At 62.0% G+C, this 21,441-nt stretch carries 21 protein-coding genes; 8 read left to right on the forward strand and 13 right to left on the reverse strand.

The window, feature by feature from the left end:
• Window positions 1-91: 91 nt before the first annotated feature.
• From VLU25_17185 to cutA, 4 genes are all read right to left on the reverse strand, one after another.
• Complete coding sequence (locus VLU25_17185; GenBank protein HSR69669.1) at window positions 92-949, reverse strand: SUMF1/EgtB/PvdO family nonheme iron enzyme; 858 nt, start codon at window positions 947-949, stop codon at window positions 92-94.
• A gap of 46 nt (window positions 950-995) precedes the next feature.
• Window positions 996-1,838, reverse strand: coding sequence for a glycosyltransferase (locus VLU25_17190; GenBank protein HSR69670.1), 843 nt, complete (start codon window positions 1,836-1,838; stop codon window positions 996-998).
• A gap of 2 nt (window positions 1,839-1,840) precedes the next feature.
• Window positions 1,841-3,985 (reverse strand): sulfatase-like hydrolase/transferase, encoded by a 2,145-nt coding sequence (locus VLU25_17195; GenBank protein HSR69671.1) that lies wholly within the window; start codon window positions 3,983-3,985, stop codon window positions 1,841-1,843.
• Window positions 3,986-4,046: 61 nt separating this feature from the next.
• Complete coding sequence (cutA, locus tag VLU25_17200; GenBank protein HSR69672.1) at window positions 4,047-4,370, reverse strand: divalent-cation tolerance protein CutA; 324 nt, start codon at window positions 4,368-4,370, stop codon at window positions 4,047-4,049.
• Between the two features lie 24 nt (window positions 4,371-4,394).
• Between cutA and VLU25_17205 the strand changes: the two genes are divergently transcribed.
• Complete coding sequence (locus VLU25_17205; GenBank protein ID HSR69673.1) at window positions 4,395-4,718, forward strand: septum formation initiator family protein; 324 nt, start codon at window positions 4,395-4,397, stop codon at window positions 4,716-4,718.
• Between the two features lie 97 nt (window positions 4,719-4,815).
• On the opposite strand, the gene VLU25_17210 is transcribed toward VLU25_17205, so the two are convergent.
• Window positions 4,816-7,299, reverse strand: coding sequence for a protein-disulfide reductase DsbD domain-containing protein (locus VLU25_17210; protein ID HSR69674.1), 2,484 nt, complete (start codon window positions 7,297-7,299; stop codon window positions 4,816-4,818).
• A gap of 148 nt (window positions 7,300-7,447) precedes the next feature.
• Between VLU25_17210 and VLU25_17215 the strand changes: the two genes are divergently transcribed.
• Window positions 7,448-7,666, forward strand: a complete 219-nt coding sequence (locus VLU25_17215) for a zinc ribbon domain-containing protein (protein HSR69675.1) — start codon at window positions 7,448-7,450, stop codon at window positions 7,664-7,666.
• A 136-nt stretch (window positions 7,667-7,802) separates the two neighbouring features.
• Window positions 7,803-8,045 carry a sigma factor-like helix-turn-helix DNA-binding protein gene (locus VLU25_17220; GenBank protein HSR69676.1) on the forward strand — a complete coding sequence of 81 codons (243 nt, stop codon included), beginning with the start codon at window positions 7,803-7,805 and terminating at the stop codon, window positions 8,043-8,045.
• Window positions 8,046-8,307: 262 nt separating this feature from the next.
• On the opposite strand, the gene VLU25_17225 is transcribed toward VLU25_17220, so the two are convergent.
• A complete protein-coding gene (locus VLU25_17225) occupies window positions 8,308-8,937 on the reverse strand; it encodes a MarR family transcriptional regulator (GenBank protein HSR69677.1) in 630 nt (209 codons plus the stop codon).
• Window positions 8,938-9,318: 381 nt separating this feature from the next.
• Here VLU25_17225 and VLU25_17230 point away from each other — a divergent pair, with 381 nt between their 5' ends.
• On the forward strand, window positions 9,319-9,657 hold the full coding sequence (locus VLU25_17230) for a hypothetical protein (GenBank protein HSR69678.1): 339 nt from the start codon (window positions 9,319-9,321) through the stop codon (window positions 9,655-9,657).
• Window positions 9,658-9,804: 147 nt separating this feature from the next.
• Window positions 9,805-10,704 (forward strand): ATP-binding cassette domain-containing protein, encoded by a 900-nt coding sequence (locus VLU25_17235; GenBank protein ID HSR69679.1) that lies wholly within the window; start codon window positions 9,805-9,807, stop codon window positions 10,702-10,704.
• A 111-nt stretch (window positions 10,705-10,815) separates the two neighbouring features.
• Here VLU25_17235 and VLU25_17240 read toward each other — a convergent pair whose 3' ends face one another.
• The 4 genes from VLU25_17240 to pruA all read right to left on the reverse strand — a co-directional run bounded on the left by VLU25_17240 (window position 10,816) and on the right by pruA (window position 16,156).
• Window positions 10,816-11,418: a hypothetical protein gene (locus VLU25_17240; GenBank protein ID HSR69680.1), complete on the reverse strand. Its 603-nt coding sequence runs from the start codon at window positions 11,416-11,418 to the stop codon at window positions 10,816-10,818.
• A 100-nt stretch (window positions 11,419-11,518) separates the two neighbouring features.
• A complete protein-coding gene (locus VLU25_17245) occupies window positions 11,519-12,559 on the reverse strand; it encodes a 2-oxoacid:ferredoxin oxidoreductase subunit beta (protein HSR69681.1) in 1,041 nt (346 codons plus the stop codon).
• A 15-nt stretch (window positions 12,560-12,574) separates the two neighbouring features.
• Window positions 12,575-14,422 (reverse strand): 2-oxoacid:acceptor oxidoreductase subunit alpha, encoded by a 1,848-nt coding sequence (locus tag VLU25_17250; GenBank protein HSR69682.1) that lies wholly within the window; start codon window positions 14,420-14,422, stop codon window positions 12,575-12,577.
• A 174-nt stretch (window positions 14,423-14,596) separates the two neighbouring features.
• On the reverse strand, window positions 14,597-16,156 hold the full coding sequence (gene pruA, locus VLU25_17255; GenBank protein HSR69683.1) for an L-glutamate gamma-semialdehyde dehydrogenase: 1,560 nt from the start codon (window positions 16,154-16,156) through the stop codon (window positions 14,597-14,599).
• Window positions 16,157-16,206: 50 nt separating this feature from the next.
• Here pruA and VLU25_17260 point away from each other — a divergent pair, with 50 nt between their 5' ends.
• Entirely contained in the window at window positions 16,207-16,953 is a 747-nt protein-coding gene (locus VLU25_17260; GenBank protein ID HSR69684.1) for a TrmH family RNA methyltransferase, read from the forward strand.
• Here the strand turns inward: VLU25_17260 and VLU25_17265 are convergent.
• From VLU25_17265 to VLU25_17275, 3 genes are read right to left on the reverse strand one after another with little or no spacing between them, the layout of a single operon-like run.
• Window positions 16,901-18,229: a radical SAM protein gene (locus tag VLU25_17265; protein ID HSR69685.1), complete on the reverse strand. Its 1,329-nt coding sequence runs from the start codon at window positions 18,227-18,229 to the stop codon at window positions 16,901-16,903. The genes VLU25_17260 and VLU25_17265 overlap by 53 nt on opposite strands.
• Before the next feature lie 35 nt (window positions 18,230-18,264).
• On the reverse strand, window positions 18,265-18,855 hold the full coding sequence (locus tag VLU25_17270) for a GTPase domain-containing protein (GenBank protein ID HSR69686.1): 591 nt from the start codon (window positions 18,853-18,855) through the stop codon (window positions 18,265-18,267).
• 22 nt (window positions 18,856-18,877) lie between these two features.
• Window positions 18,878-19,288, reverse strand: coding sequence for a roadblock/LC7 domain-containing protein (locus VLU25_17275; GenBank protein ID HSR69687.1), 411 nt, complete (start codon window positions 19,286-19,288; stop codon window positions 18,878-18,880).
• Between the two features lie 152 nt (window positions 19,289-19,440).
• On the opposite strand from VLU25_17275, the gene VLU25_17280 reads away from it, so the two are divergent.
• Both VLU25_17280 and glmU read left to right on the forward strand, forming a co-directional pair.
• A complete protein-coding gene (locus tag VLU25_17280; GenBank protein ID HSR69688.1) occupies window positions 19,441-19,968 on the forward strand; it encodes a tetratricopeptide repeat protein in 528 nt (175 codons plus the stop codon).
• Between the two features lie 31 nt (window positions 19,969-19,999).
• Window positions 20,000-21,385, forward strand: a complete 1,386-nt coding sequence (gene glmU, locus VLU25_17285; protein ID HSR69689.1) for a bifunctional UDP-N-acetylglucosamine diphosphorylase/glucosamine-1-phosphate N-acetyltransferase GlmU — start codon at window positions 20,000-20,002, stop codon at window positions 21,383-21,385.
• Window positions 21,386-21,441: the final 56 nt, after the last annotated feature.

Consider the following 21,441-nt stretch of genomic DNA (forward strand, 5'->3'; position numbering starts at 1 on the left):
TGTTGTATCCCAGCGAACGCCACGTCATCGAGGACCAGGACAGCCGCCTTCGATTACCGCAGGCGGGTGGAGGCCTTCTTCCGCCTCCGCCTCATCGGGAAAAAGCGCAACGGAAGCCGATGATCTCGCTGCGGGGGGCGGGGACGGCCAGCAAGCGGCGCTGGTAGGTCACCATCTCTCTCGCCAGCTCATTGAAGGCGCCTCCTCGAACCACCCGGTGGGCGACTCCCCGGAAGTTGGCGATGCTGGAGGTCCATTCGGCCACATTGCCGCCCATGTCGTAGACTTGGTAGGGAGAGACGTCGCCGGGACGGTTGCCCACCGGCTCGGGACGCTCAAGGTTGCCCCAGGCGGCGGTGTCCTTGTCGGGGCCCTTGTCGCCCCAGGGGAAGTAGAGGCCCTCGGGTCCCCGCGCCGCTTTTTCCCATTCCTCTTCGCTGGGGAGCCGGGCTCCACGCCAGGCGCAGAAAGCCTCAGCGTCTTCCACCGAGACCCACACCACGGGGAAGGTCAGCGCCCACTCGGGGGGACTACTCGTCCCTTCCCAATGCTTGAGAAAGTCCTGGGGGTCCTGGGGACGGTAGCCGGTCTGCTGCAGGAACTCCAGGAACTGCTCGTTAGTGGTCTCGAAGGGATCGATCCAAAAAGCTTCCGTCACCTTTTCCTGTTGGGGCATGACCAGTCGTTCACGCAGGCGATCCTCCATGCCCGGATAGCGAAGACGCGACTGGCGCAGGTAGAAGAGGAACTGTTCCTGGCTGCTTCCGAAGAGGAAGGGGCCGGCTTCCACGGGCATCATTTCTTCGCTGGGGTCCAATGGCTGCTTGGGAGCTTGGGCTGCTTCGTCCTGCGCCGGGGCCGGCTGGGACGGCGGCGACCCTGCCGAAGAGGCGTCGCCGCACCCTGCGATGACGAGGGTCACAAGCCCGTAGAAAGACCAAGTCCACATCTGCATCCTCACCAAACTTGTCGCTTTTCCCATACTCCACCTCATCTTAGCGCGTAGTGGCCTCAAGCCGCTCTTCCATCTGCTCGGCGATGCGCCGGTAGCGCGCGGCCTCGCCGGGCTTGCGGTTGTTGTCGTAGCCCTGGGCCAGGATGTCGGCCTTGCGGGCCGCTTCGCGGGCGGTCCAGCGCTCCAGTTGGGGAGTCAGTTGGCCGCTTTGCAGGCGCTCTCTCATGGCCTGCAGGCGGAAACGGTCCATCCCCCACATGCTGCGCGAGAGCTGGTCGTCATGGCCGCCGTACTTGACCGTCAGCGGTTCCTCCAGGAGGCGGACGGGATAGCGGCAGGCGATGCGCAGCCACAGCTCGTAGTCCTCGCAGACGGGAAAATCCTGGCGGAACTCGCCCACCTTTTCAAGCACCTGGCGGTGGAGGATGACGGCGCTGGGCGAGATTACGCACAAGGGCAGGCAACGCTGGTAGATCCATCCGTCGTACTTGCGGTGGATTTTCCTGGGATTGACGCGGCGTCCCTTGCGGTACCAGATTTCCTCGCTCTGCAGCACGCGGGTTTCTGGAAAGCGGTGCAGGAAATCGAGCTGCTGGCGCAGCTTTTCGGGATGCCATCGGTCGTCGCTGTCCAGAAAGGCGATCCAAGGACGCGAAGCCTGCTTCAGGCCGGCGTTGCGGGCCGCGCTGACGCCGTGGTTGGCTTGGCGCAGACAGCGGATGCGCGCGTCCTTGAGGGAATCGGCCCAGTCGGCGCTGCCGTCCTCCGATCCGTCGTCCACCACCAGCAACTCCCAGTCCTGGTAGGTCTGGCGGCGCACCGAAGCAACCGCCTCGGTCAAAAAGGCTCGCCGGTTGTAGGTGGGGATGATGACGCTCACCATGGCTACTGAAAATGCTGCCGATATTGATCGCAAAGCCGGCTGTGAGTGCTGCACAGAGGTTGGAAGGTCTCCTGGGCCTCTTGGCGGCGGCCCAGGCGCAGCAGGGCGAAGGCGAGATTGAGACGGGCCTGTCCATATTCGGGGCGGAGCTGCAAGGCCTCCCGGTATGAGTCGACGGCCTCCTGTCGGCGTCCGCTGTTGTCGAGGGCGATGCCGCGGAAGTTGGCCACCAGGGCGTCAGGCGGACGGGCCTCGAGATAGCGGTCGAAATGGCTCAAAGCTTCCTCGAACTGCTGCATCTCGGCCAGATTGACCGCCAGCAGCTTGACGGCCAGCCAGTCCTGAGGACGCTCCTGCAAGATATCGCGGTAGACCTGGGCGGCCTGGGCTGGACGCCCCATGCGGCGAAGCAGCGTCCCCATCTGGTGGCGGGCGCTGGGAAAGTAGGGATTCCTTTCCAGCAACTCGCGCAGGGTCTCAAGCGCCTCCTCCAGGCGCCCCAGCGAGGCCAGCGCGCGGGCCCGGTTGAGATCGATGGAATCGTAGCCGGGATTGAGGCGTCGGGCTTGGTCGAGCGCTTCCAGAGCCATCTCCGGACGCCCCGTCTTGAGGGCGTTGACCCCGATGGAGTAGTGGACGATGAAGAGGTCGGGATGCTGGCCGGCCACTTGCTGAAAGATCTCCACCGCCCGCTCGGGATGTCCGGCCTCGGCTGCGTCCATGGCCTTCACCACTTGACGGTAGACGGGCAACATGTCCTTGGGATCGTCCAGCTCGCTGCGGGCCGCCTCCGATATCGGCACGGGACGGCTGAGGGCGGCGTAGCCCAGCGCTTGCAGGCGCTCGACCGTTTCGGGATCGACTGGGGCCTGGGCGGACTCCTCGCCTGCGGCGGCCTGCAGCGTCCCCAGGCGGCTGCGCAGCTTGCTCAGCAACTGCTGGCCCAAGGCGCTCTCCTGCTGGAAGAGGTTGGACTGCTCGGCCGGATCGTCCTGGATGTCGTAGAGCTCAGGCCGGGGCGCGTCGATCAGCTTGTAGCGGCCCTCCCGCAGGGCATAGAGGGGCGCCCATCCGAAGGTGTTGAGGGGATAGAGCGTCTCGGCGTAGGCGGAAGTGCGGCGCTCGTCCTTGTCCAGCATGGCGCCCAGCCGTCCCCGGCCTTCCATCTCCCCCTGCTCGCGCCTGGGGACGCGCAGAATCTGCAATGCGGTGGGAGCGATGTCGACGCTCTCCACCACCGTTTCCACACGGCGTCCCCGCACCTGGTAGGACTGTGGCAGCTTGAAGATGAGGGGAATGCGGGTGGTGGTTTCGTAAAGCAGCAATCCGTGGTTGGGCTCGCCGTGCTCTCCCAGCGATTCGCCATGATCGCTGGTGACGACGATCAGGCTGTGGCCGTACTCGCCCCGCTTTTTGAGAGCCGAGATGAGCCGTCCGATCTGGGCGTCCACGTAAGCCACTTCACCCGCGTAAAGGTCAGAGGCGAAGCGGCTGCGGAAGGGTTCAGGGGGAGCGTAGTCGTGGTGCGGATCGAAATAGTGCACCCACAAGAAGTAGGGCTGGCCGGTTGCTTTCGAGCTCAGCCACCGCAGCACTTCGTCGGTGGTTTCTTGGGCCTTGCGCTGTACGTTTCCAGGACTGGTCTCGCCTCCCTCCCGGGGAGCGAAGTCGGCTGCGTAGAGGTCGAAACCGCGGTCCAGCCCCCACACCCGGTCCAGCACCAGGGCGCTGACAAAGGCCGCTGTCTGGTAGCCGCGTCCCTTCAGTATGGCGGCCAGGGTGGGGACGCGGGAATTCAGGGGGCCCGAAGTGAAATCCCTCACCCCGTGAGTGGGGGGATAGGTCCCGGTCAGGATGGAGGCGTGAGAAGGCGGCGTCAGCGGCACCTGGCAGTAGGCCGTTTCAAACCAGGCTCCCTCATCGGCCAGGGCGTCCAGGGCGGGCGTGGGGACCTTGTCGGAAGCCTTGCCCCAATAATCGGCCCGCCAGGTGTCGATGGTGATCAGCACGACTGGAGGCGCTTGCGGCGAGTCCTGCGCCGCCGGCATGGCCCGGAGGACAGTGCCCGGCGCCGACCCAGGCAGCGCCATGCACCCCACGCCGAGCAAGGTCAGGCACAGCCTTGAAATGGCCCCGAAACAGCCCATCGCTTCATTATACGTGGCCCCCGCCCCCCGGGTTGCGTCCGCTCCCGAGTCGGGCCCGCGCCTACCCGGAACCGGTTTCGTCGATGACCCACTGCAGGTAGTCGGAAAGTCCGCCCTCGACGCTCAAGGACACGCCTTCGGGGACGTCGTAGGGATGCAGCTCCTGAAGGCGGTCCAGCAGCCTGTGAAGGCGGTTGTCGGCCGTCTTGATGATCATCAGCCATTCTTCGTCATTGTGGATTTCGCCTTCCCACTGGTAAACTGAAAGCACCTTGGGAACAATGTTGACGCAGGCGGCCAGCCTTTCTTCAACCAGCCGCCCGGCCACTTGGCGGGCTTTATCGGCCCCGTCGATGGTTGAAAGAACGATTCGCACTCGGGTCATATCCGGGCTCCTTGGAGGTTGTTCATGGCTCTGAGCAAACGCGCCCGCCGCCACCTCTCCTGGATCGTCATGATCCTGGTCGGACTGGGATCAGCCGTCTTCATGGTTTTTGCCGACGGCGGACTGCTGAGCCTCCGCGAGACCCAGTCCGATATGGAGTCCCTGCAGCAGGAAAACCAGGACTTGCAGCGGCGCCGTCAAGAATACCTGGACCGCATCGAGGCCCTCAAGAACGATCCCAAAGAGAAAGAGCGGGTGATCAGGGGCCAGAAGTACGCCAAGCCCAACGAGATCATCATCAACATACCCGAGAAGGAACAGCAGCACGATCCTCCGCCTGAGCCGTAGGCCGCATTTCGCGCGGGTTGTCGTGGCCGATGGATGCGGCTGCGCAGCAGACAACCCATGAGAATGCCGGCTAGCCGGGCTGGACTTGCCGACGCCGTCAATCGAAGGAACGAGCAGCCCGGGCCGGCTGGTTAATGCTCAGTCCCCGGTCGAGAAAGTCGATGAAGAGGCTCTTGTCGCGGGTCAGTCCGGGGAATTCCGCCAGCACTTCGTCCTGGGGACTCATGATGGCGTAGTAGGGGAGCGCAATGGTGCCGAAGCGCTCCCGCTCGAACTGCTGGTTGCGGTCATGTTGGGGCTTGCCGCCGTCGGTGTAAAGGCGCACCAACACCATCTCCTGAAAGCGTTCCTGCACGGCCCGCAGCGGAAAGACGTTGGCTTCCATCCAACGGCAGTTGGTGCAGGTATAGCCGGTGAAGTCGATGAAGATGGGTTTGTTCTCGAGCTTGGCGGTCTGCAAGGCCTGTTGGTAGTCGCTCAGCCACACTTCCCGGTGGGCCGCCTCTGCTCCCGGCGCCGAACTGAAGGCAATCTGACTGGCCCCGCCATAGTCGCGGGGCGGCAGGAAGGAATCCAACTCACCCAGCGAGAAGCCGAACAAGCCCCGCAGAAGGTAAAACGAAATGGAAAGGAAGAAAATGGCCGAGAGCACACGGAAGGCCCCCACGCTCTGCTCGCTCTCCATTTCGTGGGGAAAGCGGAACCAACCCAGCAGGTAGGCCACCGTGACCAGCGCAATGGCCAGCCAGACGGTGATGAAGACGGGACGGGTCAGCACCTCGAGCTGCCAGACCAGGTCGATGTTGCTGAGGAATTTCAGGGCCGCCGCCAGCTCCACGAATCCCATCACGATCTTCATCGAGTTCATCCAGTTGCCGCTCTTGGGCAGGGCCTGAAGGAAATTGGGGAAGATCGCCAGCAGAAAGAAGGGCGAGGCGAAAGCCACGGCGAAAGCGGCGATGCCCAGCAAAGACCACAGCCAGTCTCCCCGCAGGGCCGCCACCATGACCGTCCCTACGAAGGGAACGGTGCAAGTGAAGGAAGTCAGGGCAAAGGTCAAGGCCATGAATCCGATGCCCAGATAGGTCGACGTGCCCGCCTTCTTGTCCAGACGGTTGATGAGTCCCGATGGCATCTTGATCTCCACCACGCCGAACAGGTTGAGCGCAAAAAACAGGAAAACGGCGGCGATGAAGAGGTTGATGGTGGGCGAAGTGGCGATTTGTTGAATGCCGCCGGCCCCCAGAAGCATCGTCAAGCCGAATCCCAGCCCGGTGAAGGTGAAGATGATGCCCACCGCGTACATGGCGCCTTCCTTGATGGCCTGCCCGCGCGTCTGCGCCTCCCGCTTGGTGAAGTAGGAGACTGTGATGGGGATCATGGGGAAAACGCAGGGCGTCAGAAGCGCGAGGAATCCCATTCCCAGCGAGAAAGCGATGTAGGCGAAGAAGCCCTCGGGTATCTGGCGTCCCGCCAGAGGACGTCGGGCCTCCTCGGACCGGGCGTCGGACGCTGCCTGCGCAGCCGCTCCGGCACCCTGCTGCTGAGGCGGCAGGCTGAGGCTGATCCCGGCGGCCGAGACCGGTACGCTGGTTTCATAGGTTTCCGTCTGCGGAGGCAGGCACTGGGTATCGCTGCACACCATGTAGCGAATGGCCACCGCCAGGCGGTGAGCCCCTTCCGGCATGTCCTCGGAGGCCTGGAAGGGAATCACGAAACTGCCGCCGTCGATGAACTCGGCGTCCATGTCGAAGTTGGGATCGTAAACGGTGCGGATGGGGGGCTGCTCAATGGCCCCGGTCTCTTGAAAACCTTGACTGTCGGCCAGGCTGATGGTGGTGGGAATCGGGCCGCCCTCAGGCTGGGTCATGGAATAGAGATGCCAGCCTTCGGCCACGTCGGTGTGCAGATGGACTCGGGAAATGCCTCCCGGGCGCACCGGCTCTTCCTGGTAAGCCAGCTCGAAGCGAATCTTGTCGGCCCGCTCGCCGGGCAGGCGCAAATCGAGTCCCAGCGGCTCAACACCCCGAGGCTCTTGTCCCGAAGCCTCTGGTGAGGCTCCGGCGGCCCCGATCTGGAAGGTCAGCGAAGCCCTCTTGGTCTGGGGCGGAAGGCACTGGCGGTCGCTGCACACCATGTAACGCACTTCGACCGTCAGCTCGGCCTCTCCCGGCGAGGCTGAAGGGCTGACTCTCACGGGGATGATGAATTCGCTCTCGCCCTCGATGTACTCGGTGTCGATTTCGAAGTTGGGATCGAAGACTTTGCGCACCGGAGGCTGAATCACCTCGCCGGCCAGTTGAAAGACGGAACTCTCAGCCAGGCGGACGGTGGTGGGGATTGGACCGCCTTCAGGCTGGGTCATGGAGTAGAGATGCCACCCCTCGACCACCTGGGTCTGCAGCAGCGCTTCGAACTCCTGCCCCGGAGTCAGGGTGCCCGCTTCGGCAGCCAGGGAAAAGCGGACCCGGTCCTCCAGTCCGGCTTGAGCCCCTGAGGCCCATGGCATCAGGTTCCCCAACATGGCAGCCCACAGGACTGCCGGGAAAACGGCCCGGAAGCTTGTCAATGCGCGTCCCATCTGATCACCTTCAAGTAAAATTATGGCGTGCGCTCGATTCGCCCAAGCGCTGTCATTCCCCCTCGACACCTGTATAGGACGAATAGTAGAGATTGAAGTTTCCCTCGACAAGTCGGATTGCGGACAGTCTTCGCGCTATAATGAACGCATGCCGATATTCGAATATGTGTGCAAAGAGTGCGGTCAGCGCTTCGAAAAAATCGTGCTGGGCGGTCAGACGTCTGTTGAATGCCCCCAGTGCAGCGGAGCCGAAACCGAGAAGATGATTTCCAGCTTCGCCGTCTCTGCCGGCAACGGCAAGTCGGCCGCCGCCGAGCCCGGACCTTGCGCCTGCGGCGCTCCTCAAAAAGGCATGTGCCAGTCGTAGCCGGGGCAGTCGAGAGGCGATCACTTCTTTGTGCCATATTAAACTTTCCCGCACTTTCAAGCGTCTATAGTACAGAGGTTCTGTTGTGGAGCCTGTCAATCAACTGCCGGGGGAGGCCAGTGAAGGAGGAGATGCTATGGCACAGCCGGTTTTCAGCCTGAGTCGCCATACTCGTCACGAAGTCTTCGAGGCCATCATCCGCAGCCTCAACGCCATGCCCGAGAACATGCGCAAGGTCTTCGTGCTCAGCCACTACCATGACTGTCCCGCCGAGGAAATCGCGGCCAAGCTGCGATTAGGTGCCGAGGACGTGGCTCAGCTCTTAGGCGAGGCCAACATCCGCTTTTTCGAGGGTGTGCGCAGTCTGCGCCTTCAATAGGTCAGCCCCGGTCTTTTCCGCGTGGAAGTGTTTTTTCGGTTCTGGGACAAGGCTTTCCCGGAAGCGAACACCGTCCCCCGCCGAAGGGCCTTGCAAGCCGCCTTTCACCGCTCAGAGTTTTGGCACGCCCCTTGCTCTACTAATAGGCGAATAGCAAATCAGTCCAAAACGGACCTCCCTGGCGAGCGGGGGGAGCAACACGGTGTTGCTCCCCCTTTCTCTTTTGTCCGAACTTCGCAATTCGCCGTTCGCACTTACCTCGCTACTCCTCTTCCACCACATAAGAGCAATACTGGTCCTTTTGCAGGATATGGTGGCGCCGCCACACCTTGGCTCCCAGCAGTTCCTGCAGAAAGCGCTCTTCGAAGATGCAGACCTGGGGGAAGCGTTTGGCGACTTTGGCCACGGCGCAGTTCATCTCGCGGATCAGGTAGCGCTTCGGCCCCAGGCGTTCCCAGCGCGCCATGTACCCGTGCCCGCTCAGCCACTGGCAAACTTCGTGGACCCGTGTCTCCAGGGTATTGCCCCGCACGCGGTTGCGCGCCTCCTCCAGCAGGCGCCGGTTACGGCCCTCGAAGAGTTCGTTGATCTGTTCCTTTCCCACCAGGTTGCGGGTGGAGATGAGCAGGTCGACCGTCAGGCTCGAGTAGTCGCGCTCAAATTCCTCGTGTCCGGCTTCGGTCAGGAAATAGAGCTGGGCGGGACGTCCCGTCTTCTGCTTCTCGCGGCGGCGGAAAATCAGGTCGCGGCCCTCCAGGACCGCCAGTTGACGGCGAACCGCCATGGAGGAGAGATCGAGTTCCTGGCACAGGTCCTTGACGGTCAGTCCCCCACCCGACTCCTTGAGGACGTTGAGTACTCTGCCGCTGGCCGAACCCGTGCCTTGCTGCATACTGCTTATTATAGAGACTGGCGCAAAGAGCGGCCAACGAGGTCAGCCGGGAGAGGAGTCACAAGCCCCCCTTCGAGGTTTGCGATTCTTGAAACTTTTCGGGGTCTGGCGCGTCCCATCAATGTAAGGGCTAGAAGACGGCAAATTCCGAAGATCTTGACTTAGTCTTCGGTAGCGGCGGAAAAGGTAGGCCGAAACCGGCACGGTCTTGTCCGCTCGGCGCCCCAGGGCACCTTCACACCGATTGGGGCGGAACCTGTCGAAAAAGTCCTTTACATCTGAAGCGGATGACGTATAATACTGAGTTTTTTGACCGCTCCGCGATCAAGACTCCTGAGTGAGTTGAGCATAGACAGAGACAGAAGAGGCATAGAGACGAAAATGAAGGCTTATGCGCTTGAAAGCGACGGGTTGTACCCGCAGACAAAGAAACCGGACAGCTCCCTGCGCAACTTGGCGTTGGGTATTCTGCTCCAGGCCTTGCGCGACATCGTAGCTCCCAAAAAGGCCTCCAACAAGGAGTGGGAAGTGTGGCGCCAGGACGCCCTGGAGTGGTTTTTCTCCGAGGAAATGCATCCGGGCAGCTTCAACTGGGTCTGCGAGGTCCTGGAGATGAAGCCCAAGGACCTGCGCCAGTGGCTGCACCTCTACAAGAAAAGCGGCCAGGAGCGCAAGAAGGAAATGGCCAAGAAGCTGATCCGCTTCCAGATCCGCCACTAGCCGCTTACCCGTTTCGGCATTCCGAACCGCCGGGGGGCGAGGCCCCCCGGCTTTTTTTTGCCCCGTCAGCCAGCCGCGACTCTGGCGCCGGGGCCGCATCTAATAGGTTCGGCCAACAAGTCAGTCAGCGGCGCCCTGGGGATCTGGATGTTCTTCAAATACTTCGTATTCGCCATTTTCGCCTTCTACCTGGTGCTGCTGACGGCACTGCTGGGGCGCAAGTTTCTGGGCGGACGGGGCAAGTCGCGGGGAGACAAGATCTTCGGCAGCAAGCACGCCAAGAAGCGAAGCGGCGCTTTCCTGGAGATCATCGATCTCCACAAGTCCTTCGATTATCCCGTCTTGCAGGGAATCGAGCTTTCCATCAAGGAAGGAGAAACGCTGGGGGTGCTGGGCATGAGCGGCACCGGCAAGAGCGTGCTGCTCAAGCTGGTGTCCGGACTGCTCAAGCCCGACAAGGGCTACATCGTCTACCACGGGCGCGACATCACCCGCATGAACGAGGCTGACCTGCTGGAATACCGTAAGCGGGTCACCTACGTCTTCCAGATGGGGGCCGTCTTCGATTTTCTCAACGTGCGCGAGAACATCGCCTATCCTTTGCGCGAACAAGGGATCACCGACGAGGACTTCATCCGCCAGAGGGTCGACTACCTGCTCGATGCGGTCGAGCTGGAGGGGCAGGGCGATCTGCACGTCTCGGAGTTAAGCCTGGGATCGAAGAAACAAGTCGCCATCGCCCGCGCCATCGCCGAGGAGCCGGAGGCGATCCTCTATGACGAGCCCACCACCGGGGTCGACCCCCTCATCGGCAAGTCGCTGAGCCGGCTCATCCGCAAGCTCAACAAGCAGGAAAACCTGACTTCCATCGTGGTCACCCACGACATGCGCTGCCTGCGCATTGTTTCAGACCGCATCATCCTGCTCAAGGACGGCGGCATCCATTTCGAAGGCACGCCCGACGCTTTCTACACCTCAGACGACCCCTTTGTGCAGGCCTTTATCGCAGGCAAACGTCTGGACGAAAAAATCGCCGAAACTGCCTGATTGATGTGGTCTAGGGCCATCAGGTGGCCAGCAAGTTCACACAAGTGTCAAGTTTCGGTGACCGGGGCGAAGGTTCTATTGCTCTCGGCGGTATGCGGCTGCTCGCTGCGTCTAGGTGGCGGAGCGCCGTTGCAGGATCTTGACGGCGCCGGGACAGCCCGGGTTGGCGGGAAGGGCGGCCAAGGGGCCCTGGTAGGTTTCCAGCCGGGGAAGTTCAGCGGTGACCACGACGACGTGCGAGCCGTATTCCAGCGCCCGCTCCAGTTCGATGTCTGCCCGCACCCGGACATCCTTCAACTCCTCCAAGAAGACCAGGTTGACCTTCTTGACGGTCCGCAGGCAATCCAGCTTCTCTCTCAGGCGGGCTTCTTCCATTCTCTCGAGTTCGATGTTGGCCAGAGGCTCAATGCTGAAGCCGTCGTTCAAGCGCCACTCATCAAAGGTCGGCGAGGACGTTTGCTCATCACGAGAGGAGGTTGCAGCAGCGGCAGAAAGCAGGGGAGAGGACCAGGAGGATGCTCCCAGCGCCCAGGAGTTGCCCAGCCAGGAGTTCCATCCGCCGGCCACCTGCTGGACGCTTTCCAATCCGGATGCCAGCGAGTGGAAGGTGCCGCCGCATCCGCAGATGCTGACGTGTTGGCTGATCAGTCCCAGCCCTAGAAGGTAGCTGAGCGCGAGGGCGGCGATGGCTGCTGTTTTGCTTTTTCCTCTCATCTGGGCTCTCTCCTCATTCCTTCTATAAGACGCATAAGGAGCCCGAATGGTTGGCTTTATCTTGTAAAGGCCTTGTAAAAATCCTAGCCGGCGGAGGGACCTACATCAGGCTCTTCATGACTTCGTCGAGCACTTCAGGACCGGGCCGCAGCTCTTCTTCCCCCAACTGAGCCAGAGGCCTGTCGCCCAGGTTGAGGAGGTCGAAGAAGTTGTCGGCCTGGGGATCGACGTAGATAAGGCCGGTCAGCAGTTCGCCCTTGCCGCGGGTGTCCTCCAGGATGCGCATGGCCGATCGGCGGTCGGAAGGATCATGGCCGCGTTCCAGCTTGCGCAGGCGGATGACCGATCCGTCGGGCATTTCCACGTCCTTGGACTCGCCCTCTTCGTATTCGACTTCTTCGATGGGCTCGAAGTGGGGGACGAAGTCGATCTGGTGCAGCAGTTCCTCGTGCTCCTTGGCCCAGGGATAGCTCTTGGTGGAGTCCTCCCGGTTGTTGAAGGTGACGCAGGGGCTGACCACGTCGATGACGGCGGTGCCTTGATGGGAGAGCGCGCCCTGGATCAAGGGCACCAGTTGCTTGGGGTCCCCCGAGAAGGAGCGGGCCACGTAAGAGCAGCCCATCTCGATGGCCAGCGTACAGCAGTCGATGGGCGGGAGATCGTTGATGGCGCCCGTCTTGAGCGCGGCTCCTTTGTCTGCCGTGGCCGAGAACTGACCCTTGGTCAACCCGTATACGCCGTTGTTCTCGATGATGTAGATCATGGGGACGTTGCGGCGCAGCAGGTGGCAGAACTGCCCCAGTCCGATGGAAGCCGTGTCGCCGTCGCCGCTGACTCCGATGGTGACCAGCGAGCGGTTGCCCAGCACGGCCCCTGTGGCCACCGAAGGCATGCGTCCGTGGACGGCGTTGAATCCGTGAGCAGTGCTGAGGAAGTAGGCCGGCGTCTTGCTGGAACAGCCGATGCCGCTCATCTTGGCCACGCGGTGAGGCTCGATGGCGCTTTCATAGAAGGCCTTGACGATCTGGCTGGTAATGGCGTCATGGCCGCAGCCCTTGCAAAGGGTCGAGGGCAGCCCTTTGTACTCGGTCATGGGCAGGCCCAGGCGGTTGACTTTTTGGGATGGGGGCTTGCGCGTCATTTCGGCGTATCCTCGTCAGTTGCCAACGGACTTTTCCCGCTCCAGGATGGCGTCGCTGATGAAGCGGGCATCGATGGGCAGTCCGTTGAAGTGCACGATCTTGTGGACCTTGGGCGAATTCTCTCCCACTTCCAAGCGGATGATGTCGGCCATTTGTCCGTCCCGGTTCTGCTCGACCACGTAGATGTCGCGATAGCGCTCCACGAAGTCTCTCAGATCGTCGCACAGGGGCAGGGCACGAATGCGGTAGTAGGCCGTTTCGACGCCCGCCTCCTGGCGCAACTGATCGCGGCACTCGGGCATGGCGACGTCGGTCGATCCGTAGGCGATGATTCCGATCTGGGCGCCTTCCGGCTCTTCCAACAGCGGTTGGGGGACGTATTTGCGGGCCGTGCGGTGCTTGCGGGCCAGGCGCTCCAGTTGATTGATGTAGTCCTCGGGACGCTCCGAGTAGCGGGCCTGCTCGTTGCGCCCGCTGCCCCGGGTGAAGAAGGCGCCCCGGGGATTGTCGTTTCCGGGCAGGGTGCGGTAGGCAATGCCGTCCCCGTCCACGTCCCTGTAGCGGGCGAACTGCTCCACCTTGTCCAGGTCTTCAGCCGTCAGCACCTTGCCGCGGTCATAAGGCTTGTCGGGATAGTCGAAGGGATCGGCCATCCAGTTGTTCATGCCCAGGTCGAGGTCGGAGGCCACGAAGACGGGCTGCTGGAAGCGCTCGGCCAAGTCGAAGGAACGTCCGGCGAAATCGAAGCACTCGGCCATGGAAGCCGGGAAGAGCACCAGGTGCTTGGTATCGCCGTGCGAAAGGTAGTAGAGCGAAGAGACGTCGCCCTGCGAGGTGCGGGTGGGCAAACCGGTGGAAGGCCCCACGCGCTGCACGTCGAAGATCACGCAGGGCACCTCGGCGAAGTAAGCCAGTCCCACGAACTCGCTCATCAGCGAAATGCCGGGTCCCGAGGTGGAGGTCATGGAGCGGGCGCCCGCCCATCCGGCGCCGATGGCCATTCCCACCGCCGCCAGTTCGTCCTCGGCCTGAATGACGGCGAAGGTGGCCTTGCCGTCCTTGTCCAGACGATATTTGTTGAGGTAGTCGATCAGCGTCTCGCACAAGCTGCTGGAGGGAGTGATGGGATACCAGGTCATCACCGTGGCTCCGGCGAACAGGCAGCCCAGCGCTGCGGCGGCGTTGCCGTCAATGATGATCTTGCCCTGGGTGGCGTTCATGCTCTTGACCTGGTAGGGATCGCGCTTCTCCAGGTTGTCGCGTACGTATTCAGCCCCCAGGCGCGCCGCCTTGACGTTGAAATCGACGGCCTTGGGCTTGCCCTCGAACCACTTGCCGATAGCGGCTTCGACCTGCTCCATGTCGATGCCGAAAAGCTCGGCGGCGCTGCCCACGTAGACCATGTTGGCCACCAGCTTCTTGAGCTTGACGTTGCTGATGACCTGGCCTGCCAGGTCGGTGAAGGGGACGGGGTAGAAGGTCAAGTCGTCGCGGATCTTGGCGAGCTTGAGGGGCTCGTCGTAGATCACGACCTGATTCGGTTCGAGGTTCTCGACGTCCTCGCGCGCGGTCTGCGGGTTCATGGCGATGAGGATGTCGATTTCCTTCTTGCGGCCCACGTAGCCGTCCTTGGAGACCCGGATGGTGAACCACGTCGGCAGTCCCTGAATGTTGGAAGGGAAGAGGTTCTTGCCGCTGACGGGAATCCCCATCTGGAAGATGGAGCGCATCAGCACGTTGTTGGAGGACTGGCTTCCCGACCCGTTCGGGGTTGCGACCTGGATGCTGAAGTCGTTGACGATGGTCTGGCGACGCTCCCGCTGACTTTCCTCGGCCACGGGCTGGCTCGGCGTAGTGCTCACGAATGGCTCCTTGCGTGAAGTCTTGAAGGCCGGTTCGGACACGGACCTTGAAGGCATTCGAAGGCTATTCTGACATTCAGCCACATCTTAACAAACACGGGTGCGCCGCTGTAGCGAAGCCCTCCATAGCTTCAGCGACGGAGGGCCGCCTCACTTTTTGCAACCCTTAGCCCGTCAGGCGTCCTTGAGGCGTGCGATCGACTTGGCCTGGGTGAAAAGGAGCAGGTAGTCGGGTCCTCCCGCCTTGGAGTCGGTTCCGCTCATGTTGAAGCCCCCGAAGGGATGAATCCCCACCAGCGCGCCCGTGCAACCCCGGTTGAGGTAGAGGTTGCCGACGTGGAACTCGCGCTTGGCCCGTTGCAGCTTCTCCGGATTCTTGCTGTAGACTGCACCGGTCAGCCCGAAAACGGTGTTGTTGGCGATCTCCAGGGCATGGTCGTAATCGCGGGCCCGGATAACGGACAGCACGGGACCAAAAATCTCCTCCTGGGCCAGACGCGCCTTGGGATCGATGTCGGCGAAAATGGTGGGACGGATAAAGTATCCCTTGGGATCTCCCTTGTCTCCGCCCGCCAACAGGCGGCCTTCCTGCTTGCCGATCTCGATGTATTCGGAAATCTTCTTGAAGGCCTGGGAGTTGACGACCGGACCGAAATTGACGTCGGGGTCCTGCGGGTCGCCCTCCTTGATGATCTCCTTGGTCTTGCGCGTCAGCTTTTCCAGAAAGAGGTCGTAGATGGAATCGGCCACGATGGCCCGCGAGCAGGCCGAACATTTTTGGCCCTGGTAGCCGTAGGACGACCGCACCACGCCTTCCACCGCCGCATCGAGATCGGCCTCCTCGTCGACCACGATGGAGTCCTTGCCGCCCATTTCCGCCACTACCCGTTTGATCCAGATCTGGTCGGGACGGGGCTTGGCGGCCAACTCGTTGATGCGCAGCCCCACTTCTTTCGATCCCGTGAAGGAAATGAAGCGGACGCGGGGATGCACCACCAACGGCTCGCCCACCTCGGGGCCGCGGCCGGTGAGAAGATTGAAGACGCCGTCAGGCAGACCCGCCGCCTGGGCGATTTCCATCAACTTGGAGGCGATCACGGCCGAGTCGTGGGCCGGCTTGCAGATCACCGTGTTGCCGGCCACGATGCCGGCGAAGGTCATTCCCGTAAGGATGGCCAGAGGAAAGTTCCAGGGAGAGATGACGGCCCCCACGCCCAGCGGGATATAGACCAGTTCGTTCTCCTCGGGCGGATAGTCGACCAGCGGCTGGGGCTTGGCCAGGTCCAGCATCTGATGGGAATAGTAATTGAGGAAGTCCACCGCCTCGGCCACGTCGGCGTCGGCCTCGACCCAGCTCTTGCCCACTTCCAGCACCATCCAGGAGGCCAGTTCGTAGCGCCTCTCGGTCATGATGTCGGCCATCTTGAAGACGATCTCGGTGCGCTCTTGGGCGCTGGTCCGGCTCCAGCTTTGAAAGGCCTTCTCGGCGGCCCGGACGGCCTCTTCCACCAGTTCGCTGCCGCCCTCCTGCATCACCCCGATCACCTCCGCGGTGTTGGCGGGATTGCACGACTTGAACTTGTTTTCGCTGCGAATGCGCCGTCCGCCGATGATGATGTCGTATTCGCGTCCCAGTTGGCCGCGCACCTTGGCCAGGGCGGCCTCCATTTGGGCGCGCTTGTCGGGACGGCTGAAATCCGTAAAGGATAGATTCTTGAATTCTTTGACTTGCATGCCTCGCTCCTTAACTCCTTCCAAGGGCGCTCAGCCTATCATATTGGCCAATGGACGATAATAGGCGCATGAGCCGCCGCCACATCACTTTCATTTTAGTCCGCACTCAGTTCGCGTCCAACCTGGGAACCTCGGTCAGGGCCATGAAGAATATGGGTTTTGAAAAGCTGGTGTTGATCGAACCGGAATGCGAGGTGGGGGTAGAGGCCCGGGCCCGGGCCATGAAGGGAGACACCATCCTCGACCAGGCCCGTTTCTATCCTTCCTTGCAGGATGCTCAAAGGGAGATTCCGCTGCTGGCGGGACTGACGGCACGCTATGCCAGGGGACAGCGCCGGGAGGATTCCCGCCTGCGCGGCTTCGCGCACCGCCTCCTGCCCGGCCTTTCCGAGGTTCCCCTGGGGCTGGTCTTCGGCCCCGAGGACAACGGCCTGCGGCGAGAGGAACTGAATCTTTGCCAGTACCGGGTGAGCATTCCGGGAGGTTCCGACTTCCCCGTCATGAACCTGTCTCAGGCGGTGGCCGTGGTGGCCTACGAGCTTCATCTGGCCTTGTCCGGCGTGGAAGGGGATGAAAGGGCCCAACCTGAGGAAGGCGCGGCCTCGGCTCAAGAAATAGGCGTGTTGATGAAGGCGTTGGAAGAGAAGCTGGGCGGCCGCAGGCTGCCTCACTACTGGTCGCGTCGGCGCCTGATGCACCGCCTGAGGGGACTGGCGGCCCGCACGGCGCTGCAGAGCGAAGACGTCAACATGCTGCTCTCGCTTCTGAAGGAGCCGGATCGGGAGCGCTCCGAATGACGTCCATGAAGGAAGACACCGAGAAGACGGCGTTACCGATGCCCGGCTTGCCGTAACCGGGAGGGGCCGGCAGCCCGTACTTTTCGTGAATGTCGCGCCAGGCGCGGGTGAGGCGGACGTGGTACTCCAGCGGCGCTCCTCCGGGGTTGGCGCGTCCCAGCACGCTGGTGGGTTCCGGGCACCAGGTGGTGAAGCGGGGAGCGATGCCCCTGGACATGAAGAACTCCAGTCCCTGGCTGGTCGACTCGATGGCCTCCTCCACTTCCCGGAACCCGTGAGGACGCGACATTTCAATGCCCGCCACGAAGTTGGGGATGACGTTGGAGGTTCCGAAGACCTGACCCGCGTCCAAGATGCGCCGGATCCACTGGTCGCGTCCGATGTAGTCGGCTTTGCCCGCGCACAGCGTCTCGAAGAGGCGGCGGTCCCAGACTTCGTAGTTGGGATGGTAGATCTGCACCCCCGCCTCCTTGAAGCGCTGCACGCCTTCCTTGGGCTGAGCCTGCACCACCACTTTGCTGATCCAGCGTCCCGGGAAGCGCTTTTCGATGGCCTTCGGATACTGCAGGTAAAACCCCACCTCGTCCTTTCCCTGCAGGGAATGGGTGATGCTGCCTCCGGTGACGGTGTAGGCGCGGGAATCGGAATCGGTGTCGGCGATGATGGAGAGGGCCTCCAAGACCTCCTCCACGCTCTTCACGCCGGTGTATGAACGTCCGCTCTTCTTCTGCTGGCGGTAGTTCTCGTTGATGTCGCAGAACTGGCATTCCACCTTGCGTCCGAAGTACTGGCACTTGCGGAAGACGGTCAGGTAGAGCAGGTACCCCCACTCGATGGTGGGACAGATGTCGGTCACCGGCTTGCCCGAGGAAAGCTCGCGCCGGTAGTACTCGGGATAGCTCTGAAACTCCACCCCGCACACCTCGCGTCCCTCCAGGGAAAGGATGAGGCGTCCCTCGCCGTCCAGTTCCACGCAATAAGGAGAGCGGGGATTGATGCGCACCGACACGATGGTGCGGCGGAAGTCCCTGGCGCCTCCCCGCAGGCAGATTTCCTCAGGCACGCGGAAGTTCTCGCGGTTTTCCATCTCGGCGATGGGCACCATGTCGAAGGAGAAGATAAAGTAGGCCTTGGGCTTGTATCCGGAAGCGATGCGCAGGGCGTCCTCGGAAAAGCGCACCCCTCCCCGCAACAAGTCTTCCTTGTAGATCGCCTCGGGGGGAAGGTCGGGGAAGCGTTGCAGCAGCGATTCGACCAGTTCCGATCTTTCAGCCATGACGGAAGTCTATCAGAATCGGGCGCCGCCGCGCCTCAGGTCATTTCCTGACGCAGCTTGCGCAGCACCTGCTTGGCCACGTCGCGGAACGTCTCCTGCACGCCCTTGCCGTGTACCGCCACCGCCTGGTAAACGGGCTCGCTGCCGATGCGCAGTTCCTTGGCCAGGAAGTCGACGTCGAAAATGTCTTCCAGATCGCGCTTGTTGATCTGCAAGGCGTAGGGAATCTTGACCGGGTCGAGCTTGTTCTCTTCAAGGTTGACCCGCAGGTCGCGGATGGCTTCGTGGTTGGCGTCCAGGCGCTCTTTCTGAGAATCGGCCACGAAAACCACCGCGTCGGCCCCCTTGAGGATAAGGCGCCGGCTGGCTTCGTAGAAGACTTGTCCGGGAACGGTGTAGAGATGAAAACGGGCGTTGAAACCGGCTATTTTGCCCACTTCCAGGGGCAGGAAGTCGAAAAAGAGCGTGCGGTCGAGTTCGGTATTAAGCGTGACCAGCTTGCCTCGCAGGGAAGGATTGACCGATTTGTAGAGTTCGGTGATGTTGGTGGTCTTGCCCGACAGACCGGGACCGTAATAGACGATCTTGCAATTGATTTCCCGGTTGGCGTAGTTGATGAAAGTCAAGCTTTCTCTCCTTCCGCTGCCCTCATTGGTTGCCGCACTTTCGGAGGATGTCCTCCAAGATGAGAGAGGCCTGCCCCAAACTTCTCCAGTCCCGCTCCTCTTTGACATCGGCCGGGACGATGACCAGAATCAGTGCCAGGTTACTCACCGGGGTGATGACAATGCTGTGATCCCGGCCACGATGGTAAATGCGATGAAACTCGTTTTCTCCGATCAAGGTGGCCAGTCCGAAGGTGGCGGCCAGGTTGCTGGCGGCCAACGAGGCCAAGGCCTGGATATCGAGTCCGTCCAGTTGCCCCGTATGGGCCACGTCCTGCCCGTTGCGGTTGATCAGGCAGACCGATCTGGCGCGTGTGCGGTTGAGGACGTTGGAGAGGATCAGGACGATTTTCTGATACTCGTTGGCCTCGATTTTGAAATTCGGTACTTCCATAACCTCTTTCATTTTTGCCCCGCTGGGCCGCACGCTTCCTTGACTGCCTGCGAGCGGCATCTATAATAGTATCCTTTTACCGGACCTGCTTTGGCAGGTTTTTTTGTCCCTCTCCGAGAGGCAGGGGGAAGCAAGGATATCAGCGAGGAGCTATGGCTGCTAAGAGCAAGAAGAAGGCGGGAAATCCCCTCACCGCACTAGAAGAATCAGTGAAATTGGTCTACGACGGCAAGTACGAAAAAGCCCGAGCGGCCTTGCAGAAGCTGATCGACGACGGTCAGGTCGAGCAGCAGGCGATTGCAACCGCCCGCACCTATCTGCGCATCTGCCAGAACCAGTTAAGCTCCAAAGGCGAGCCTGAAGGGGACACGGCGGAGGCGCTCTACGACTGGGCTGTGGTGCTGCACAACTCGGGAGAGCGGGAGCAGGCCCTCAAGTACTTCGAGAAGGCCCTCAAGAAGGCCAAGGACGACAAGGACCATATCTACTACGGCATGGCCGCGGCCGAAGCCGCTTCCAAGAATGCCGACAAGGCTGTCGAGTACCTTGCCAAGGCTGCTGGAGCTCGCCCCGAAAGGACTTTCCAGGCCACCAACGATCCCGATTTTCGCGAGATCTCGTCCAATCAGGGCTTTAAAGACCTGATCAAAGAGCATTCTCAACTCAAGGAGTCGGCCTAAACGCCGCTAGCAGGCGCAGCGGCCCAGCATCATGCCGCCCTCCCACCCTCCTCTGCAGCGCAGTGCCGTGGTCCTGGCCGCCGGCCAAGGCACACGCTTCAAGAGCCGCCGCAGCAAAGTGCTGCACGAACTGTGCGGAAAGCCCATTCTGCTGCACATTCTTGACAAGCTGAGGCGGCTGGAGATGCGTCGGGTTGTGGTGGTGGTGGGTCATGACGCCGATGCCGTGCGGGCCAGGTCCGGAGACTACGGCGTCGAATTCGCCCTCCAGGAGGAGCAGAGGGGAACCGGCCACGCTTTGCAGACGGCGGCTCCGCTGCTGCCCGACGAGGGCAGTGTGCTGGTGCTGTCCGGCGACGTGCCGCTGATCACCCTGGAAACGCTGGGCAAGTTGTTGGAAGCCGTCGAGGCCGAAGGAGCCGACGAGTCCTTGCTGACCGCCCTGCTGGCAGATCCCTCGGGCTATGGACGCATCCTGCGCGACGGGGCGGGCGAGCCGGTGGCCATTCGGGAAGAGAAGGACGCTACCGATTCGCAGCGCCAGATCAAAGAGATCAACGCGGGCTTTTACTGTTTCAAGGCCTCGGCCCTCAAGCCGGCCCTCTCCAAGCTGGAAAGCGCCAATGCGGCCGGGGAGTACTACCTGACCGATCTGCTCGACATCCTCCGCTCTCAGGGAAAGCGCATCATAACCATCTCTACCTCCGACCCCTCCGAAGCCTGGGGGATCAACGACCGGCGTCAACTGGCTCAGACCGAGCGTCTGCTGCGGGAACGGATCAACCGCTTCTGGATGGAGGAGGGCGTCACCATGCTCGATCCTTCCCGCGTGCTGATCGACGCCGAGGTCGAGCTGGCTTGCGACGTGACTCTCTATCCCGGCGTCATCCTGCAAGGACGCACGCGCATCGGCCCGGGAACCGAAGTGCGCGCCAATTGCCACCTGCGCGACGCCCGCGTGGGCCAGGACTGCCTGCTCGATCAGGGCAGCATCATCCGCGACTCGGAGGTCGGCAACGAAACCCGCATCGGACCCTTTGCCCATCTTCGGAGTCAGGCCCAGGTGGGCAATCGCGTGCGCATCGGGAACTTCGTCGAGGTCAAGAAGTCGGTGCTGGAGGAGGGAGCCAAGGCGGCTCACCTGACCTATCTGGGCGACGCCCGCCTGGGACGCGACGTCAACATCGGGGCGGGCACCATCACCTGCAATTACGACGGCAAACGCAAGAACCGTACCGTCATCGAAGACGGTGCCTTCATCGGCTCCAACAGCCAGCTTGTGGCTCCCGTCACCATCGGACGCGGAGCCTACGTTGCCGCCGGGTCCACCATCACCGAGGACGTCCCGGCCGGAGCCCTGGCGGTGGCCCGCTCGCGTCAGGTCGTCAAGCCCGACTGGTCCCCGGACGAAGACTGAGGTCTTCGCAACCCCCAACTTCCAAGGACCAACTCCCAAGTCCGCACTGTCCGCAC

Source organism: Acidobacteriota bacterium (assembly GCA_035471785.1).
GTDB lineage: Bacteria > Acidobacteriota > UBA6911 > RPQK01 > DATIPO01 > JANQFM01.

What these genes read in the sequence shown, in the direction of transcription:
- VLU25_17185 (HSR69669.1), bottom strand. Translation starts at nt 949, where the DNA reads ATGTGGACTTGGTCTTTCTACGGGCTTGTGACCCTCGTCATCGCAGGG.
- VLU25_17190 (HSR69670.1), bottom strand. Translation starts at nt 1,838, where the DNA reads ATGGTGAGCGTCATCATCCCCACCTACAACCGGCGAGCCTTTTTGACC.
- VLU25_17195 (HSR69671.1), bottom strand. Translation starts at nt 3,985, where the DNA reads ATGGGCTGTTTCGGGGCCATTTCAAGGCTGTGCCTGACCTTGCTCGGC.
- cutA (HSR69672.1), bottom strand. Translation starts at nt 4,370, where the DNA reads ATGACCCGAGTGCGAATCGTTCTTTCAACCATCGACGGGGCCGATAAA.
- VLU25_17205 (HSR69673.1), top strand. Translation starts at nt 4,395, where the DNA reads ATGGCTCTGAGCAAACGCGCCCGCCGCCACCTCTCCTGGATCGTCATG.
- VLU25_17210 (HSR69674.1), bottom strand. Translation starts at nt 7,299, where the DNA reads ATGGGACGCGCATTGACAAGCTTCCGGGCCGTTTTCCCGGCAGTCCTG.
- VLU25_17215 (HSR69675.1), top strand. Translation starts at nt 7,448, where the DNA reads ATGCCGATATTCGAATATGTGTGCAAAGAGTGCGGTCAGCGCTTCGAA.
- VLU25_17220 (HSR69676.1), top strand. Translation starts at nt 7,803, where the DNA reads ATGGCACAGCCGGTTTTCAGCCTGAGTCGCCATACTCGTCACGAAGTC.
- VLU25_17225 (HSR69677.1), bottom strand. Translation starts at nt 8,937, where the DNA reads ATGCAGCAAGGCACGGGTTCGGCCAGCGGCAGAGTACTCAACGTCCTC.
- VLU25_17230 (HSR69678.1), top strand. Translation starts at nt 9,319, where the DNA reads ATGAAGGCTTATGCGCTTGAAAGCGACGGGTTGTACCCGCAGACAAAG.
- VLU25_17235 (HSR69679.1), top strand. Translation starts at nt 9,805, where the DNA reads ATGTTCTTCAAATACTTCGTATTCGCCATTTTCGCCTTCTACCTGGTG.
- VLU25_17240 (HSR69680.1), bottom strand. Translation starts at nt 11,418, where the DNA reads ATGAGAGGAAAAAGCAAAACAGCAGCCATCGCCGCCCTCGCGCTCAGC.
- VLU25_17245 (HSR69681.1), bottom strand. Translation starts at nt 12,559, where the DNA reads ATGACGCGCAAGCCCCCATCCCAAAAAGTCAACCGCCTGGGCCTGCCC.
- pruA (HSR69683.1), bottom strand. Translation starts at nt 16,156, where the DNA reads ATGCAAGTCAAAGAATTCAAGAATCTATCCTTTACGGATTTCAGCCGT.
- VLU25_17260 (HSR69684.1), top strand. Translation starts at nt 16,207, where the DNA reads ATGGACGATAATAGGCGCATGAGCCGCCGCCACATCACTTTCATTTTA.
- VLU25_17265 (HSR69685.1), bottom strand. Translation starts at nt 18,229, where the DNA reads ATGGCTGAAAGATCGGAACTGGTCGAATCGCTGCTGCAACGCTTCCCC.
- VLU25_17275 (HSR69687.1), bottom strand. Translation starts at nt 19,288, where the DNA reads ATGGAAGTACCGAATTTCAAAATCGAGGCCAACGAGTATCAGAAAATC.
- VLU25_17280 (HSR69688.1), top strand. Translation starts at nt 19,441, where the DNA reads ATGGCTGCTAAGAGCAAGAAGAAGGCGGGAAATCCCCTCACCGCACTA.
- glmU (HSR69689.1), top strand. Translation starts at nt 20,000, where the DNA reads ATGCCGCCCTCCCACCCTCCTCTGCAGCGCAGTGCCGTGGTCCTGGCC.